Origin of the sequence: Pseudomonas sp. KBN12P06040 (assembly GCF_037574965.1) — a bacterium.
GTDB classification, from domain to species: domain Bacteria; phylum Pseudomonadota; class Gammaproteobacteria; order Pseudomonadales; family Pseudomonadaceae; genus Pseudomonas; species Pseudomonas aeruginosa.
This window is the reverse complement of sequence record NZ_JBBELS010000001.1, coordinates 554,141-570,802: the sequence shown is the minus strand read 5'-3', so window position 1 is coordinate 570,802 and position 16,662 is coordinate 554,141. Positions and strand designations below refer to the sequence as shown.

Genomic DNA, 16,662 nt, shown 5'->3' with positions numbered 1-16,662 from the left:
TCGGGGAGGACCTGCATTCCGGGCGCCGGAGATCGTCGTTCACCCCGCGATCCGACCCCACAGCGCGCTGGCGTCGTCGTGGATCTTGAAACGCGGGAAAGCCAGGGCCTGGTCGTCGCCCTGTTCGATCTCGCGCAACTCGTCGAGCATGGCGCTCACTCCGACGTCCTCGAGGCGCCGCAGCAACTGTTCGTCGGTATAGCGGCGGAAAGGCTCGACCAGCCGGTCGAAGCCGTCGGTCATCAGCACGAAGGAACGCAACGCGGCGAGCGGCAAGGTCTCGCGCTGCACCTGGCCGAGCCAGCGGTCGCTGATGTCCAGCGCCCAGTAGCCCTCGGGCTTGTTCATCAGCAGGCGGTTCTGCCGTACGCGCGGGCGGCTGGCCTTGAACAGTTCGGCGTGATCCCACTGCGGATGTTCCTCGCGCATCCGGCAGAAATGCGCCAGGGATTGCCGATCCAGTTCGTACAGGGCCGAATCGCCGAAGCTGCGTACCTGGCCGTCGGCGCCTTCGACGAGAATCCGGCTGTCGCCGATGTTGAGCAGTTCGATTTCTCCGCCGCGAATCCGCAGCAGGCTCAGGCAGGCCGCCGGCATGTCTTCGAGGTCGTGCCAGTCGCGGCCGCTCTGGGCGCGGAAGTCGCCCTGGATATCGTTGAGCAGGCGCCGCAGCAGGGTCTCGCTGGATTGCTCGGGCTCGACTTCCAGCAGCAACCGCAGGTGCCGGTCCACCGCCTGGGCCAGCCAGCGCGCGTCGCTTTCCACGCCCAGCACGCTGCGACCGATGCTGGTGGCACCGTCGATCACCCAGGCGGCCTGCGCCGTGCAGCCCAGCGCATCGTCGTTCACCGCGCCCCCCGCGCGGCATTCCGCCCCGAGTATTTCCACTGTGGCCATTCGCAGTTCCTCCTATGCTCAATGCGCTGCCAGAATAGCAAGACAGAGCCTTTCCACGTTCCGCTCGTCGTTCCGGGAGAACCGTATGCGTCACCTGCCCTACCCGCTGCTGGGCCTGCTCCTGGCCCTGTCGTCGACCGGCGCCGCCCTGGCCGGCGAACAGTACTACCCGCTGGACAAGGGCTCCGCGCCCTACGCGGTCGCGCCCAGTGCACAGGGTGCGGTCTGGTACGGCGCGGACGGCGGGCATTCGCTGGGGCGCCTCGACCCGACCAGTGGCGAGAGCGTGCAGGTGCCGCTCGGCGAAGGCGCGCGGCCGCGAGCCATCGTCAGCGACGAGAGCGGCAACGCCTGGGTGCTCGACAGTGGCCTCAACGCCATCCTTCGCATCGGCGGCGAGCGCCTGGGCAGCGAACGTTTCCCGCTACCGGCCAAGGCCGCGCCGGCCGGGCTCGAGTCCGCGGTATTCGACGACGACGGGCGCCTCTGGTTCACCGGCAGCCGCGGCTTCCACGGTCGCCTCGACCCAGCCAGGCGCCTGGTGGAGGTCTGGCCCTCGCCCCAGGGCAAGGCGGCGAACGGCATCTGCGTCACCCCGGACGGCGAGGTCTGGTACGCGCAGGACGACGCGCTGGTGCATGTCGATCCGCTCGACGGCAGCGCCGAGCGGTTGCCCGCGCCTGAAGGCACGAAGGCCTTGCGCGGGATCGGCGCCGACTCCATCGGCAGGCTCTGGGCCAGCGACAGCGGTGGCGCCCGGCTGTACCGCTACGATCCCAGCGATGCCTCGTGGCAGAGCTGGCCGCTGCCGGACAGCCAGGCCCGCCCGGACAGCCTGCGGGTTGACGCCATGGACCGTGTCTGGCTGCACGACGCCGCCAGCGGGGCGCTCTTGCGTTTCGACAGTGAGCAGGCGACATTCCGCGTCCTGCCCAGCGACCGGCCGGCGCCCGGCAACGCCCTGCTCGGCGGTCGCCCCGGAGAAACCTGGAGCGCCGAGCCTGCCGCCGATCGTCTGCGCGTCGTCCGCGACTGATCCTTCCAAGGAGCCCGCATGAGCGCTACCCATACGCTGTTCTACGCCGCCGCCTCGCCCTTCGTGCGCAAGGTCCTGGTCCTGCTCCACGAAACCGGCCAACGCGAGCGCGTGGCGCTCGAGGAAGTCACGCCGACGCCGGTCGCGCCCATCCGGCAGCTCAACGCCAGCAACCCGGCCGGCAAGATTCCCGCCCTGCGCCTGCCGGACGGCCAGGTGCTGCACGACAGCCGGGTGATCTGCGACTACTTCGACCAGCAGCACGTCGGCGAACCGCTGATCCCCCGCGAAGGCAGCGCCCGCTGGCGACGCCTGACCATCGCCTCGCTGGCGGACGCCGTCCTCGACGCCGCGGTGCTGACCCGCTACGAGACCTTCGTCCGCCCCGAGGAGAAGCGCTGGGACGCCTGGCTCGAGGCACAGCGGGAAAAGATCGCGCGGTCCCTGGCATGGCTGGAGAGCGACTGCATCGCCGAACTGCAGGCGCGCTTCGACATCGCCGCCATCGGCGTCGCCTGCACCCTGGGCTATCTCGACCTGCGCCAGCCGGAGTGGGACTGGCGCGGCCGCTACCCGCGACTCGCCGCCTGGTTCGCCGAAGTCAGCCAGCGCCCGTCGATGCAGGCCACCCACGCCTGACCCCGAGGCCCGCCGACGCCTGCTGCCGCCGCAGACGTTCGGCGCGTTGCAGCCAGGCCGCCGAGGGGCCGGGGAACAGCAGGCCGATCCGCGCCGCCAGGCGCTCGCCGTCGCGACGGTCGTCGCGCAGGCCGACATAGCCGTTCATTTCCAGCACACCAGGCGGAACAGCAGCAGGCCCAGCAACAGCGCGCTCTGTCCGAGCCCCATGCAAAGCTCCAGGAAGGAGCGCACGTGCGGATTGCCGGCGGCGCCCTCGATGCCGCTGAGGCCTTCCCAGAATCCGTCCGGCATCAGCACCAGCATGGCGTGGGCCAGGGGCTTGCCGCTGGCGATCCAGTACTCGATCAGGCCGAACTTGCCGAAGAACAGCAGAAAGATCAGGATCACGCCGCTGACCAGCAGGCCGAGGGCGGCACAGAGGGTGAACTCGAAGAACAGGCGCATGCTTTTCCTCCTTGGAAATCGGCGGCGGCCGGCGCCGCCGCCCTCGTCGTCAGGCCCTGGCGGGTACCGCCGGGAGGTCCTTGCGGCCGACCCCGTACCAGTCCAGGCGGCGGGTCAGCACCATCACCGCGGCAAGCACCGCGAACAGCAGCAGCGAGCCCATCAGCAAGGCGTAGTCCTCCGCGCTCAGCAAGCCGTAGAGTAGGCCGTACAGCCCTGCCAGGCCGACGCTGAAGCCCAGCCCTCGGGCCACGCTGCGCAGGACGAAGCACAGGTAGAAGCCGATCAGGCCGACGCAGGCTCCGGCGGAGACCAGGTAGGCCAGCTCGAAGCCGACATGCTCGGCCAGCGACAGCAGCAGCAGGTAGAAGAACGCCAGCGCCAGGCCGACCAGCGCGTACTGGATCGGGTGTACCGCCAGGCGCTTGAGCACCTCGAAGAGGAAGAAGCCGGCGAAGGTCAGGGTGATGAACAGCAGCGCGTACTTGATCGCGCGGTCGGCCTTCAGGTACTGGTCCACCGGATCGACCAGGCCGACGCCGAAGGCGCGCGCCTGGAAACCGTCGCAGCGCTGCTCCTCCACGCAACTGCGCAGCGCCTCTTCCATGTTGGTGGCGAAGAAGCTGGTCTGCCAGCGCGCGGTGAAGCCCTGGGCGGTGATCTCCCGCTCGCTGGGCAGGAACTCGCCGCCGAAGCTCGGGTGCGGCCAGTCGGCCTTCAGGATGACCTGGCTGTCGCGGCCCACCGGCACGATGTCCAGCCGCTCGCTGCCGAGCAACGACAGGTCGAAGGCGTACTCCAGGCGCTGCGCCTGGCGCCCGTCGACGCCTTGCAGCGGTGCGTGCACACCGCTGCCGAGCAGGCCGACCCGGCTACCCGGCTCGAAGTCGACGCTGGCACCGTTGAGGGACAGGCGCAGGGCATTCTCGATGCCGCGGATGTCGCTGATGCCCATCGCCAGGAACGGCGTTTCGAACTGGTAGTCCTCCAAGTCTTCTTCGATGCCATAGTGCGCAGGCACCTGGAAGTAGCCGGCAACCTTGTTGTCGACGTGGTACAGGCGCGCCTGGTAGATGCCACGGTAGCGCAGCTCGGTGCGCATCTGCCCGTCGAGGGCGAAGCGGTCGGGCAGGAAGTACAGCTCGCCGCGCTGCTCGCGCTCCTGCAACACGCGCTTCTCGGTCTTCTCCTCGGTGACCCACTCGCGCACCGTCCTGCGGTACGGTACCACCAGCAGCGGGCCGGTGAGGCGCTGGCTGTAGCTGGAGCTGCGGGCGATATCCTGCAGCACGCCGTCACGAACCTCCTGGCGATCGCGGATCAGGCCGTCGATCATCAACAGGGGAATCAGCAATAGCAGGATGAGTAGGGCGATGGCGCCGAGCTTGTAGGCCAGCGTGCGGTTCATGGGGGACTCTCCGTCGGGGTGATGGCGGAAAGTCTGCGGCGCCGCGATGGCGGGCTTCGGGTCGCCGTGTGGAGAGTCGATGGAGTTTCCGTGGAGACGCCTCAGCCGCGCGGCAGCCAGAGCAGCGCCTCGACGCCGTCGTCGCGATTGCCGACCTGCAACCGGCCGCCATGCAGTTGCGCCACCTCGGCGACGAAGTTCAGTCCCAGCCCGGTGCTCTTGCGCCCGCTGGCCGGGCGCGGCAGCGAGTAGAAGCGTTCGGTGAGGCGCGCCAGGGCGTAGTCGGGAATCGCCGGCCCCTGGTTGAACAGGCGCAGGGCGATACCCTCGCCGTCGGCCTCGGCGAGCAGGCGAAGGATGCCGCCGGGCGGGGTAAAGTCGAGGGCGTTGTCGAGCAGGTTGGCCAGCGCCTGGCGCAGCAGGAACTGCTCGCCGCGAACCTCGCAGGGACCTTCCAGGCGATTCTCCACCCGCAATCGCTGGCGCTGGATACGCGCCGCCTGGCCTTCCAGCAGGGACGCGGCGATCTCCCGCAGGTCGACCTTGCCGACCTCCTCCAGGCCTTGCCGCTGCTCCACCTGGGCCAGGCTCAGCAGGCGCTCGATCAGTTGTTGCAGGCGCTCGCTCTCGCCGGCGATGTTGCCGACGAAGCGCGCCCGCTGTTCGGCCGGCATCTCGCCGTCGAGCAACTCGGCGGCGCCACGGATCGCCGCCAGCGGGCTCTTCAATTCGTGGGTCAGGGTATGCACGTAGCGCTCGACGTAGTCCTTGCCCTCCAATTGCGTGCGCATGCGCTCCACCGCGTCGGCCAGTTGCGCCATCTCGCCGCCGCGATAGCGCGGCAGCTCGGCGCGGCGCCCCTCGCTGACCGCCTGGGCGTACTGGGTGAGGCGCCGCAGCGCGCCGCTGAGCCACCAGGAGAGCAGGCCGCCGACCAGCAGCCCGAGGGCGATCAGCCCGGCACCGAGCCAGGCCAGGCGCCGCTGCGAGCGGTCGATGTAGGGTTGCAGGCTGCTGTTCGGCTTGGCCACCGAAACCACCCCGATGATCTTCCCGGCATCCTTGATCGGCGCCGCCACGTACATCACCGAGGAATCCGGGTCGTCCGGGTCTTCGCGGCTGGAGCGCGCGCCGTACTGGCCCCGAAGAGTCAGGTAGACGTCGTTCCAGCGCGAATAATCCTGGCCGACGGCCACCCCGGCGGAGTCCAGCAGCACCTTGCCGCTGGCGTCGGTGACGTAGATGCGGTGGTTCACCGCCTCCTTGCGCAAGCCCCAGATATCCGCCTGCGGCACCCGCTTGCCGTAGTCCTCGAGCATCTCCGGCAGGTCGCTCTGTGCCAGAGTGCCGTTCTTCACGTCCTGGCGGAGGATCTCGGCGAGCAGGTTGGCGGTGTCCACCAGGGTTTCCTCGGTGGACTGGCGCACGCCGGGGCGCACTTCGTCCATCACCGTGCTCAGCACGAAGTAGCCGGTGAGACCGACGAACAGGAAGTAGACCAGGAAGATCCGAACGCCGAGCGGCATCAGGCGTGGTCCGGGCTGTAGCTGTAGCCCAGGCCGCGATGGGTCTGGATCGCTTCGCCGCGTTCGTTCACCTGGCGCAGCTTGGCGCGCAGACTCTTGATGTGGCTGTCGATGTTGCGCTCGTAGCCGGCCTCGCTGGCGACGCCGAGGGCGTCGAGCAACTGCTCGCGGCTGAATACCCGCTCGGGCTGCCCGAGCAGCGTCTGCAACAGGCGGAACTCGTGGCGGGTGAGGTTGAGCGGGGTGTCGCGGTAGTGGATCCGCACGCGCTCCTCGTCGACCTGGAACGGCCCGCTCGGCGTGGCCCCTTCCAGCGCCGCCGGGCGCGGCGCCATGCGCTTGAGGATGGCCTTGACCCGAGCCGCCACCTCGCGCGGGCTGAACGGCTTGACCACGTAGTCGTCGGCGCCGATCTCCAGGCCGACCACGCGGTCGATCTCGGCATCGCGCGCGGTGAGGAAGATCACCGGCACCTCGGAGAACCGCCGCAGGCGCTTGCAGGCCTCGAAACCGCTGATGTCCGGCAGACCGACGTCGAGGATCAGCAGGTCCGCCGGCTGGCGCTCCTGCAACGCCAGCGCCTCGCCGGCGAGGGTCACCCAGGTGGTGGCGAAGCCTTCGGCCTGCAGGGCGTAGAGCAGGGTGTCGGCAATCGCGGCTTCATCTTCGACGATCAGGATATGCGGCATGGCGTGACGGCGGCTGACGGGAATGCCGGAACGGTGCCGCAAGCCGGCGCGCGCGTCAATCGCGCCGCCGGTGGCGTAGGACGCTTACTTGCAGGTGGGCTTGTCGGCGACGAAGCGCTCGGAGGGATCGACCGCGACGTGGAATTTGCGCAAGCCCTTGGTGCCCATCAGGAACGGATAGTTGAAGGCGCTGCGGTCGGTGAGGTTGACCTCGATGGTCTTCATCGCTCCGCCCAGGCAGACCTGCAGGTCGATCACCGGGCGTTCGCTCAGGCGGTCCTCATCCTCGTCCTCGCCGTTGCGGTTGTCGGCGCGGTTCTTGATCTTGCCGATGCGCGCCAGCTTGTGCTCGAACACCGAGCCATCGGCCTCCTTGGTGGCCAGGCGGAAGCGCACCCACTCCTCGCCGTCGCGCTGGAACAACTCGATGTCCTTGGCCGACAGCGAGGAGGTGTAGGCGCCGGTGTCCATCTTCGCCTGCAGGGTGCGGTCCAGCTCCGGCAGGGAGACCCATTCGTAGCGGCCGTAGAGGTTGGGCTCGGCGGCGAGGACCGGCAGGGCGAACAGCGAGAGCAAGGCAAGGGCACGCTTCACGCGGGCATCTCCTGAAGTGATACGAGGTCCACATAGGACTAGCACGGCGCGGTTTCGTTCGCCACGCCGGCGGCTTGGGCGGCGCGGCGCGGATGCGTATGATGGGCCGCGTCGACCCACACCCAGGACAGGGAAACCAACCATGCGGGAACTGTTGACCGGCCTGACCAGCAGCCTTCTGCTGCTTCTCAACACGCTGATCCTGATCGGCCCGATGATGCTGATCGCACTGCTCAAGCTGGTGCTCCCCGGCCAGCGCCTGAAGGACCTCTGCTCCAGGGGCGTGATGTGGATCGCCGAGACCTGGGCGGAGATCGACAAGTGGATCTTCGCCACCTGCACGCCGACGGTCTGGGACGTGCGCGGCGCCGGCGACCTGCGCCAGGACACCTCGTACCTGGTGGTGAGCAACCACCAGTCCTGGGTCGACATCCCCGCCTTGATCCAGGTGTTCAACCGGCGCACCCCGTACTTCAAGTTCTTCCTCAAGAAGGAGCTGATCTGGGTGCCCTTCCTCGGCCTGGCCTGGTGGGCGCTGGAGTATCCGTTCATGAAGCGCTATTCCAAGGCCTTCCTGGAGAAGCACCCGGAACTCAAGGGCAAGGACCTGGAGATCACCAAGGCCGCCTGCGAGAAGTTCAAGCGCATCCCGGTGACCGTGGTGAACTACCTGGAAGGCACGCGCTTCAGCGAGCAGAAGAAGGCCCAGCAACAGTCGCCCTATCGCCACCTGCTCAAGCCCAAGGCCGGCGGGGTGGCCTTCGTCCTCGCCGCGCTGGGCGAGCAGCTGGACGCCCTGCTCGACGTCACCGTGGTCTACCCGAGCGACAAGGTGCCGGGATTCTGGGACCTGCTCTGCGGACGGGTGCCGAAGGTGATCGTCGACATCCAGACCCGGCCGATCGATCCCGCCCTGTGGCAGGGCGACTACGAGAACGACCCGGTGTTCCGCCAGTACGTGCAGGAATGGGTCTCGCGCATGTGGGAAGAAAAGGACGAACGCATCGCCCGCTTGCGGCAACTGCGCTGAAGTACCGGCCGAAGCACACCCATCTCGTAGGGCGAATAACCGCAACGCGGTTATCCGCCGTTTCCACGGCGCAGCGGCGGATAACGCCGGGGGCGTTATTCGCCCTACCGGTGCGGGCAACGAATACCCGGGGGTCGCACCCACCTCGTAGGGCGAATAACCGCAACGCGGTTATCCGCCGTTTCCACGGCGCAGCGGCGGATAACGCCGAGGGCGTTATTCGCCCTACCGGTGCGGGCAGCGAATACCCGGGCGCCGCACCCACTTCGTAGGGCGAATAACCGCAACGCGGTTATCCGCCGATCCGCTGGCGGCAGATCAGAGCAGCGACGAGCCGCCCGCCTTGCTCACTCCCCAGAGATTGCTCAGGCTGCCCAGCAGCTCGCTGTTGGCGCCCTGCTTGCCGAAGTAGTCGACCAGCACCTGGGCGAACTTCTCGGTCATCCCGCTATCCATGCCCAGGGTGCCGAAGGCCTTGTTCACGTCGCCCATGCTGTCCGCATTGCCGAGCAGCGAACCGAGGCCCTTGCTGTCGCCGCCGCTCTTGCCGAGCACGTTGCCGAGCCCGCCGAGACCGGCCAGGGCGTTGTTGCCGGCCAGCTTGTCGAGGCCGGGGATGGTCTTAACCAGTTGCGAATAATCGTTGCCGGCCAACTGGTTCTTGGCCAGGCCGAGCAGGGCGCCGGTACCGCCGACCGCCTGCTCCTGGCTGACCCCGAGCTGACCGGTGAGTGCGCCGAGCAGACCGCTGGTCTGCGGGGTGGTGGCTACCTGGGCGGAGTCGCCCTGGGACGCCCCGGCGACCGCCTTGGCGGCATCCCCGAGATTGAAGGCGAACGCGGAGGCGGCGCTGAGCAGCAGGGCCGCGGCCAGGGTAGCGTGAGTGGTGACGCGCATCGGCAATTCCTCATGAGATATCGAACGCCCCGGCCGCATTCGCAGGCCGGGGTGAGATTTCGACCGGCCGGCCGGTGCCTTGTTCCCCAACCTTGGTCGGGTCACTTGGCCTTCGGCTTGTCGGCCTTGCCCTTGGCGGCGGCGCCTTTCTTCGCCGCCGGCTTCCTCGCCGCCGTCGCGCGGCCCCTGGGCGTCTCGCCGGCACCGGACTTCTTGCGTGCCGCCGGCTTCGGCGCGGCGCCCTTGCGGTAGCCGACGCCGTCCTTGGCGTCGTAGAAGAAGGTGACCGTCTCGCCCTCCTTCACCTCGCCCTTGAGCATCGCCGTAGCCAGGCGCGTCTCCAGTTGCTGGCGGATCTGCCGCTTCAGTTCGCGGGCGCCGAACTCCGGCTGGTAGGCCTCTTCGGCGAGGTGGCCGACCAGGCTGTCGTCGATGTGCAGGTAGATGTCCTGGGCGTGCGCGGCGCGCTTCACCCGCTCCAGTTGCAGGCGCACGATGTCCTCGATCTGCGCCTTGCTCAACGACTCGAAGACGATCACCTCGTCGAGGCGGTTGAGGAATTCCGGGCGGAAATGCCCGCGCAGGGTAGTCATCAGTTCGCGCTTGAGCTTCTCCGGCGGCTGGGCGAACTCGCCGGCCTGGGCGTTCTTCATGATCAGCTCGGAGCCGAGGTTGCTGGTGGCGATGATGATGGTGTTGGTGAAGTCCACCACGCGCCCCTTGCCGTCGGTCAGGCGGCCGTCGTCGAACACCTGCAGGAGGATGTTGTTGACGTCGGCGTGGGCCTTCTCGATCTCGTCGAGCAGGATCACGCTGTACGGCCGCCGGCGCACCCGCTCGGTGAGCTGGCCGCCCTCGTCGTAGCCGACGTAGCCCGGCGGCGCACCGATCAGCCGGGACACCGCGTGGCGCTCCATGTATTCGCTCATGTCGATGCGGATCATCGCGTCTTCGTCGCCGAACACCACCTCGGCCAGGGCCTTGGCCAGCTCGGTCTTGCCCACCCCGGTCGGGCCGAGGAACAGGAAGGTGGCGATCGGCCGGCTGCCCTGGCGCAGCCCGGCGCGGGCCAGGCGCACGGCGTCGCTGACCGCGGTGATCGCTTCCTGCTGGCCGATCACCCGCTGGTGCAGGCGCTCTTCCATCTGCAGGAGCTTCTCGCGCTCCTCGGCGGTCAGTTCGGTGACCGGGATGCCGGTGAGCTTGGAGATGATCTCGGCGATGTCCTCGACCCGCACCTCCTCGGTCTTCGACCCCTGGGTCTGCTGCCAGCGCTCGGTGATCTGCTCGAGGTGTTCCTTGCGTTCCTGGATGCGTTTCTCGAAGACCTTCGCCTCGTCGTACCACTTGCGGCTGGCGGCGTAGTCCTGCTCGCGCTTGAGCTGCGCCAGCTCGGCCTCCAGTTCCTGGATCTCGGCCGGCCGCGAGGTGCTGGCGATGCGCACGCGGGCGGCGGCCTGGTCGATCAGGTCGATGGCCTTGTCCGGCAGGAAACGGTTGCCGATGTAGCGGTCGGACAGCTCGGCGGCGGCGACGAAGGCCTCGTCGCGGATGGTCACCTTGTGGTGGCCTTCGAGCTTGTCGCGCAGGCCACGGAGGATGGAGATGGTCTGCTCCACCGTCGGCTCGGGGACGAACACCGGCTGGAAGCGCCGCTCCAGCGCGGCGTCCTTCTCGATGTACTTCTGGTACTCGTTGAGGGTGGTGGCGCCGATCAGGTTCATCTCGCCGCGCGCCATCGCCGGCTTCAGCACGTTGGCCACGTCCAGCCCGCCTTCGCCGCCGCCCTGGCCGGCACCGACGATGGTGTGCACCTCGTCGATGAACAGGATGATCTCGCTCTGCGCCGCCTGCAGTTCGTCCATCACCTGCTTGAGGCGTTCCTCGAACTCGCCGCGGTACTTGGCGCCGGCGACCATGGCGTTGATGTTCAGTTCGACCAGGCGCTTGTCGCGCAGCACCTCCGGCACCTCGCCCTGGACCATGCGCTGGGCCAGGCCTTCGACGATGGCGGTCTTGCCGACGCCGGGCTCGCCGATCAGCACCGGGTTGTTCTTCTTGCGCCGGGCGAGCACCTCGATGGTGGTCTCGACTTCCTTCGAGCGGCCGATCACCGGATCGAGCTTGCCTTCGCGGGCCAGCCGGGTCAGGTCGCGGCTGAACTTGTCCAGTTGCGGAGTGTTGCTCGGGCCGTCCACGCGGCCATCCTCGGCGCCCTTGCCGACCACCTTGACCGCTTTCTGCCGTAGCGCCTGCTCGGTCAGGCCGTACTTCTTCAGGAGCGTCCCGGCGAAGCTGTCCGGCACCGCCGCCAGGCCGAGCAACAGGTGCTCGGGGCCGACATAGCTGTGGCCGAGTTCGCGGGACAGGGCGAAGGCGTGCTGCAAGGCGCTCTTCACCCGCGGCGAGATGGTCATGTCCTCGCTCGCCTCGCCCTTGCTGGCGCCGCGCACGGCGTTGGCCTCGATGTACTGCTTGAGGTCGGCCGGCGACAGGCCGAACTGCTTGAGCACCGCCTGCACCACGTCGGCGTCGGCCAGGGCGTAGAGCAGGTGCTCGGTGTCCACTTCGCGCTTGCCGAATTCGGCGGCGACCTGCGCGGCGCGTTGCAGGTACTCGGTGGTCTGCTTGCTGAAGTACTCGGCGATGTCCACCGCCTCCGGCTCGCGGGCGCGCACCGGGGTGACCGGGCTCTGCTCGCCGAAGCCGGAGAAGATCTCGTCGAACGGGCTGCTGCCGCCGAACAGCGACTCCAGCGGCGAGCGCATGCGCTGCTGGCGCATCAACTGGCGGTAGTGCAGTTCGCAGAGGGCGAGTTCGCGGCGCTGGCCGTTCTGTACCAGGCTGACGCGGGCGACGGCGGGACGTTCGTGGCAGATAGCGCAAAGTTCCTGGGCCATGGGAGGGCTCCTGTTTCCACGGAAGGTGGGCTTCGGCGACGGCGGCGGCGACCGGGGTCGCCGAGCGCTGCGTGGAGAACATCGCGACAAGGCGGTGAAGCACGCGCCGTCGAGCATGCAACGCGGGACATGTCCGTGCGATGACGAAGCGCCGGCGTCGCATCCGCAGCCACTGACGGGGTGACTCTTGAGTACTAGCACAGCAGCCGGCGAGCGCCAGCGCTTCGGCTTGACCCAGGACAATGAAAGGCGACCGCTCTGGCCCGCGACTTCCGCCGCAATGCCCGCTGTTCGCCCCGATCCGGTCGTCGGCCGTCCCATCGCGGCGAGAACTTCTCTATGCTTGGGCCCTGTCCGCCCGAGGGAGCCCGTCCATGAGCGAGCCGTTCCAGCTCACCCCCCGCATCGCCCGCCAACTGCCCTGGCTGGTCGCCGTCGCCTTCTTCATGCAAGCCCTCGACGGCACCATCCTCAACACCGCACTACCGAGCATGGCCAGTTCGCTGAACGAAAACCCGCTGCGCATGCAGGCGGTGGTGATCGCCTACCTGCTCACGGTGGCCCTGCTGATACCGGCCTCGGGGTGGATCGCCGACCGTTTCGGCACACGCCGGGTATTCCTCGGCGCGGTATTGCTGTTCAGCCTCGGCTCGTTGCTTTGCGCGCTGTCGCCGAGCCTCGAACTGCTGGTCGGCGCGCGCATCGTACAGGGCGTCGGCGGCGCGCTGATGATGCCGGTGGGACGGCTGGTGATCCTGCGCGTCTACCCGCGCCAGGACCTGGTGCGGGTGCTCAGCTTCGTCACCATTCCCGGCCTGCTCGGCCCGCTGGCGGGACCGACGCTGGGCGGCTGGCTGGTGGAGTACGCCTCCTGGCACTGGATCTTCCTGATCAACCTGCCGGTCGGCCTGCTCGGCTGCCTGGTGGCGATGAAGCTGATGCCGGACCTGCGCAGCCCGGTGCCGAGCCGTTTCGACAGCATCGGCTTCCTGCTCTTCGGCGGCTCCATGGTGCTGATCTCCATCGCCCTGGAAGGACTCGGCGAGCTGCACCTGTCGCACCTGCGCGTGGTCCTGCTGCTGATCGGCGGACTGGTCCTGCTCACCGCCTACTGGCTGCGCGCGCTACGCATCGACAAGCCGCTGTTCCCACCGAGCCTGTTCAAGGCGCGGACCTTCGCCGTCGGCATCCTCGGCAACCTGTTCGCCCGCCTGGGCAGCGGCGCCCTGCCCTTCCTCACCCCGCTGTTGCTGCAGGTGGGACTGGGCTACCCGCCCTCCACCGCGGGCATGACCATGATCCCGCTGGCGCTGTTCGCGATGGTCGCCAAGCCGATGGCCAAGCCACTGCTGGACTTCTTCGGCTATCGCAAGCTGCTGGTCGGCAACACCCTGATCCTCGGCTGCCTGATCGCCGGCTTCGGCCTGGTCGACCAGGACACCCCCTACGTCTGGCTGCTGCTGCACCTGAGCCTGCTCGGCGCGGTGAACTCCCTGCAATTCACGGCGATGAACACCCTCACCCTGATCGACCTGCAGGACAGCAACGCCAGCAGCGGCAACAGCCTGATGTCGGTGGTCGTGCAATTGTCGATCAGCCTTGGCGTGGCTTGCGCGGCGGCGTTGCTGGGCGGTTTCCAGACCGACCTGGATACGGGGCAGGACACCGTACTCGGCGCCTTCCACGCCACCTATGTCAGCGTCGGCCTGATGTCGATGCTGGCCGCAGCGATCTTCTTCCAGCTCGGCAGCGAGGACGGCCGCACCAGCCCACGCCGGGTCGATCCGGAAAAGGACCCGGACCTCTAGCCGGGCTCGCGAGGACGAGGCGCGCCCGCGCAACCTGTGGATGACGGCGCTGATCGTGCTGCCCCGGCTGGCGCTGGCCGCCGGACTGCCGCGCGGGTTCTTCTACTGAGCGGCAAGCGCGCCGCAGGTGGGTTTGCGGGTGAAGGTTCGGGACACGTCGACCGCGCCGAGGTGTTCGAGCGTGCGGCGGCCGAGCAGCACCGGATAGTTCATGTTGCCGCGGTCGCGCAGGGAGAACTGCTCGCGCAGCAGCTTGGCGCCCAGGCAGATGTCCATCGCCACCACCGGACGGCTGTCGCTGCCACCGGCGCCGCGCACCTTGATCAGCCGCAGCACCTTGCGCTCGAAGGTCACGCTGACCGGCGCCTTGCTGTCGGCGGTGGGCAGCACGACATCGAAGCGCACCCAGCGCTCGCCGTCCTTCTTGTAGCGATGGATATTCCTCGCGTCCAGCGACGAGGTCAGCGCGCCGGTATCCAGCTTGGCCTTGGCCTGCATGCGCTCGGGCATCAGCCAGGACTGCTCGATCCAGCCCCAGTGCTCGGTGGCGGCATGGCAGGACGCGGAAGAGAACGACAGCGACAACAGCGCGGCGAAGGCCAGACGACGGGATTGCACAGGCTTCATCGAAACGACTCCGAACGGGACCGGGCCACTCTGGGCGGGAACTCGTCAAGACAGGGTGAACGGCAGGCGAAGACAGTGTGACGGTTTTCTCCGGGCAATAAAAAACCCGGATGCTTCCATCCGGGTTCTTCGGGCTGGGGCCCAGGAATCTTAGTTGATCACCTGAACGCGCTCGGCCTGCATGCCTTTCTGGCCTTGTACGACTTCGAAGCTGACCTTCTGGCCTTCGGCCAGGGTCTTGAAGCCGTTACCTTCGATGGCACGGAAGTGAACGAAAACGTCCGGGCCGCTTTCCGGGGTAATGAAGCCGTAGCCTTTGGTTTCGTTGAACCACTTAACGGTGCCGTTCTGACGGGACATTGCAAGTTCTCCTTGGAACTATGGGTATTGATTTAGCCACGAAATCGTAGCCGGTAACTGAGTTGCAAGGAGTTACAAGGAGTCGAGCAGGACGGGCTGGAATTTCCGACCGCATCAGGTCACGATCGACGGCGACCCATGCAAACACAGTGTCAGCACTCTACGACAAAAAACTGAGGAAAGCGAACCTGTATAAAAATACAGAAACGCGCTTTTTTCGTTTTTCGGACGAACGGTACTGGCCAAAGATACATTGCCTGTCGCTGCTGCTCCGGCGGCGATCGCACGCGGCAAGCCGCCGCAGGCTGCTAGACTAGCCGCTCGTATCGCCTGCCGAGCCCTGCCCCGTGACCTCCACCGCTTTCTCCTCGCTGCCGCTTTCCGCGGACCTCCTGGCCAATCTCGACTCCCTCGGTTACCGGGAGATGACGCCGATTCAGGCGCAGAGCCTGCCGCTGATCCTCCAGGGCCACGACCTGATCGCCCAGGCCAAGACCGGCAGCGGCAAGACCGCAGCCTTCGGCCTCGCCCTGCTCAGCCCGCTGAACCCGCGCTACTTCGGCTGCCAGGCACTGGTGCTGTGCCCGACCCGCGAACTGGCCGACCAGGTCGCCAAGGAGATCCGCCGGCTGGCCCGCGCCGCCGACAACATCAAGGTCCTCACCCTCTGCGGCGGCGTCCCCTACGGCCCGCAGGTGGCTTCGCTGGAGCACGGCGCGCACGTGGTGGTCGGCACCCCGGGGCGCATCCAGGAGCACCTGCGCAAGGGCACCCTGGTCCTCGACGGGCTCAATACCCTGGTCCTCGACGAAGCCGACCGGATGCTCGACATGGGCTTCTACGACAGCATCGCCGAGATCATCGGCCAGCTCCCCGAGCGCCGGCAGACCCTGCTGTTCTCCGCCACCTACCCGGACGGCATTGAGAAGCTGGCGAAGACCTTCATGCGCGATCCGCGACAGGTGAAGGTCGAGTCGCTGCACGCCGACAGCCAGATCGAGCAGCGCTTCTTCGAGATCGATCCGAAGCAGCGCATGGACGCCGTGGTACGCCTGCTCCAGCATTTCCGGCCGCAGTCCTGCGTGGCCTTCTGCCAGACCCGCCAGCAGTGCCAGGAGCTGGCCGACGCACTGAAGGCGCAGCGGATTTCCGCCCTGGCCCTGCACGGCGACCTGGAGCAACGCGAGCGCGACCAGGTCCTGACGGTGTTCGCCAACCGCAGTTGCAACGTACTGGTGGCCACCGACGTGGCCGCCCGCGGGCTGGACATCGCCGCCCTGGAAACGGTGATCAACGTCGAGCTGGCGCGCGACCCGGAGGTCCACATCCATCGCATCGGACGCAGCGGTCGCGCCGGCGAGAAAGGCCTGGCCCTGTCGCTGGTGGCACCGGCCGAGGCCAGCCGTGCGCAGGCCATCGAGGACCTGCAGAAGCAGCCGCTGGCCTGGTACGCCCTCGGCCAGTTGAAGGCCAGCCCGGAGCCATTGCTGCCGCCGATGAGCACCCTGTGCATCGCCGGCGGACGCAAGGACAAGGTGCGCCCCGGCGACCTGCTCGGTGCCCTCACCGGCGACGCCGGGCTGCCCGGCAGCGCGGTGGGCAAGATCGCCATCTTCGACTTCCAGGCCTTCGTCGCCATCGAGCGCGGCCTCGCCCATCAGGCCCTCAAGCGCCTGAGCGAAGGCAAGATCAAGGGGCGCTCGTTCAAGGTCCGCCTGCTGTAGCGCGCCGCCGCTTCGCTCGCCGGGCCCGCTCCGGCGCGCGATATCGCCGCCGGGTAACTTCCGGCGCGGCAATGACGTCT

The 16,662-nt window shown here is 67.8% G+C and carries 16 protein-coding genes; 5 read left to right on the top strand and 11 right to left on the bottom strand.

Annotated elements, in window-relative coordinates; genetic code table 11:
- Positions 1-39 precede the first annotated feature (39 nt).
- Entirely contained in the window at positions 40-897 is an 858-nt protein-coding gene (locus VQ067_RS02610; RefSeq protein WP_003084748.1) for a PP2C family serine/threonine-protein phosphatase, read from the bottom strand.
- 85 nt (positions 898-982) lie between these two features.
- Between VQ067_RS02610 and VQ067_RS02605 the strand changes: the two genes are divergently transcribed.
- Both VQ067_RS02605 and VQ067_RS02600 read left to right on the top strand, forming a co-directional pair.
- Positions 983-1,933, top strand: a complete 951-nt coding sequence (locus VQ067_RS02605; protein ID WP_003111755.1) for a Vgb family protein — start codon at positions 983-985, stop codon at positions 1,931-1,933.
- 18 nt (positions 1,934-1,951) lie between these two features.
- Positions 1,952-2,572, top strand: coding sequence for a glutathione S-transferase (locus VQ067_RS02600; RefSeq protein ID WP_003084740.1), 621 nt, complete (start codon positions 1,952-1,954; stop codon positions 2,570-2,572).
- On the opposite strand, the gene VQ067_RS02595 is transcribed toward VQ067_RS02600, so the two are convergent.
- From VQ067_RS02595 to rloA2, 6 genes are all read right to left on the bottom strand, one after another.
- Positions 2,535-2,720 (bottom strand): hypothetical protein, encoded by a 186-nt coding sequence (locus tag VQ067_RS02595; protein ID WP_003084739.1) that lies wholly within the window; start codon positions 2,718-2,720, stop codon positions 2,535-2,537. The two genes, VQ067_RS02600 and VQ067_RS02595, sit on opposite strands and share 38 nt — an antisense overlap.
- Entirely contained in the window at positions 2,717-3,019 is a 303-nt protein-coding gene (locus tag VQ067_RS02590; protein ID WP_003084737.1) for a hypothetical protein, read from the bottom strand. The genes VQ067_RS02595 and VQ067_RS02590 overlap by 4 nt, the downstream gene beginning before the upstream one ends.
- A 49-nt stretch (positions 3,020-3,068) precedes the next feature.
- Complete coding sequence (gene creD, locus VQ067_RS02585) at positions 3,069-4,427, bottom strand: cell envelope integrity protein CreD (RefSeq protein WP_003084736.1); 1,359 nt, start codon at positions 4,425-4,427, stop codon at positions 3,069-3,071.
- Between the two features lie 101 nt (positions 4,428-4,528).
- Positions 4,529-5,953, bottom strand: coding sequence for a two-component system sensor histidine kinase CreC (gene creC, locus VQ067_RS02580; RefSeq protein WP_003084735.1), 1,425 nt, complete (start codon positions 5,951-5,953; stop codon positions 4,529-4,531).
- Positions 5,953-6,642, bottom strand: a complete 690-nt coding sequence (gene creB / locus VQ067_RS02575; protein ID WP_009315076.1) for a two-component system response regulator CreB — start codon at positions 6,640-6,642, stop codon at positions 5,953-5,955. The genes creC and creB overlap by 1 nt, the downstream gene beginning before the upstream one ends.
- Positions 6,643-6,726: 84 nt before the next feature.
- The gene (gene rloA2 / locus VQ067_RS02570; RefSeq protein WP_003084733.1) at positions 6,727-7,236 is read right to left on the bottom strand and encodes a retropepsin-like aspartic peptidase RloA2; all 510 of its coding nucleotides are present in this window, start codon (positions 7,234-7,236) and stop codon (positions 6,727-6,729) included.
- A gap of 142 nt (positions 7,237-7,378) precedes the next feature.
- Here rloA2 and VQ067_RS02565 point away from each other — a divergent pair, with 142 nt between their 5' ends.
- On the top strand, positions 7,379-8,266 hold the full coding sequence (locus VQ067_RS02565; RefSeq protein WP_003084727.1) for an acyltransferase: 888 nt from the start codon (positions 7,379-7,381) through the stop codon (positions 8,264-8,266).
- 318 nt (positions 8,267-8,584) lie between these two features.
- Here VQ067_RS02565 and VQ067_RS02560 read toward each other — a convergent pair whose 3' ends face one another.
- Positions 8,585-9,163 (bottom strand): DUF2780 domain-containing protein, encoded by a 579-nt coding sequence (locus VQ067_RS02560; protein ID WP_003084725.1) that lies wholly within the window; start codon positions 9,161-9,163, stop codon positions 8,585-8,587.
- 101 nt (positions 9,164-9,264) lie between these two features.
- On the bottom strand, positions 9,265-12,063 hold the full coding sequence (gene clpG, locus VQ067_RS02555; protein ID WP_033990535.1) for an AAA family protein disaggregase ClpG: 2,799 nt from the start codon (positions 12,061-12,063) through the stop codon (positions 9,265-9,267).
- Positions 12,064-12,437: 374 nt separating this feature from the next.
- On the opposite strand from clpG, the gene mdtD reads away from it, so the two are divergent.
- Entirely contained in the window at positions 12,438-13,871 is a 1,434-nt protein-coding gene (gene mdtD, locus VQ067_RS02550) for a multidrug transporter subunit MdtD (RefSeq protein ID WP_003084717.1), read from the top strand.
- Between the two features lie 102 nt (positions 13,872-13,973).
- Here the strand turns inward: mdtD and rloA3 are convergent, their stop codons facing one another.
- Both rloA3 and VQ067_RS02540 read right to left on the bottom strand, forming a co-directional pair.
- Positions 13,974-14,498 carry a retropepsin-like aspartic peptidase RloA3 gene (rloA3, locus tag VQ067_RS02545; RefSeq protein ID WP_003084714.1) on the bottom strand — a complete coding sequence of 175 codons (525 nt, stop codon included), beginning with the start codon at positions 14,496-14,498 and terminating at the stop codon, positions 13,974-13,976.
- 150 nt (positions 14,499-14,648) lie between these two features.
- Entirely contained in the window at positions 14,649-14,858 is a 210-nt protein-coding gene (locus tag VQ067_RS02540) for a cold-shock protein (RefSeq protein WP_003084710.1), read from the bottom strand.
- A 347-nt stretch (positions 14,859-15,205) separates the two neighbouring features.
- Between VQ067_RS02540 and dbpA the strand changes: the two genes are divergently transcribed.
- Entirely contained in the window at positions 15,206-16,582 is a 1,377-nt protein-coding gene (dbpA, locus tag VQ067_RS02535) for an ATP-dependent RNA helicase DbpA (protein ID WP_003084703.1), read from the top strand.
- Positions 16,583-16,662: the final 80 nt, after the last annotated feature.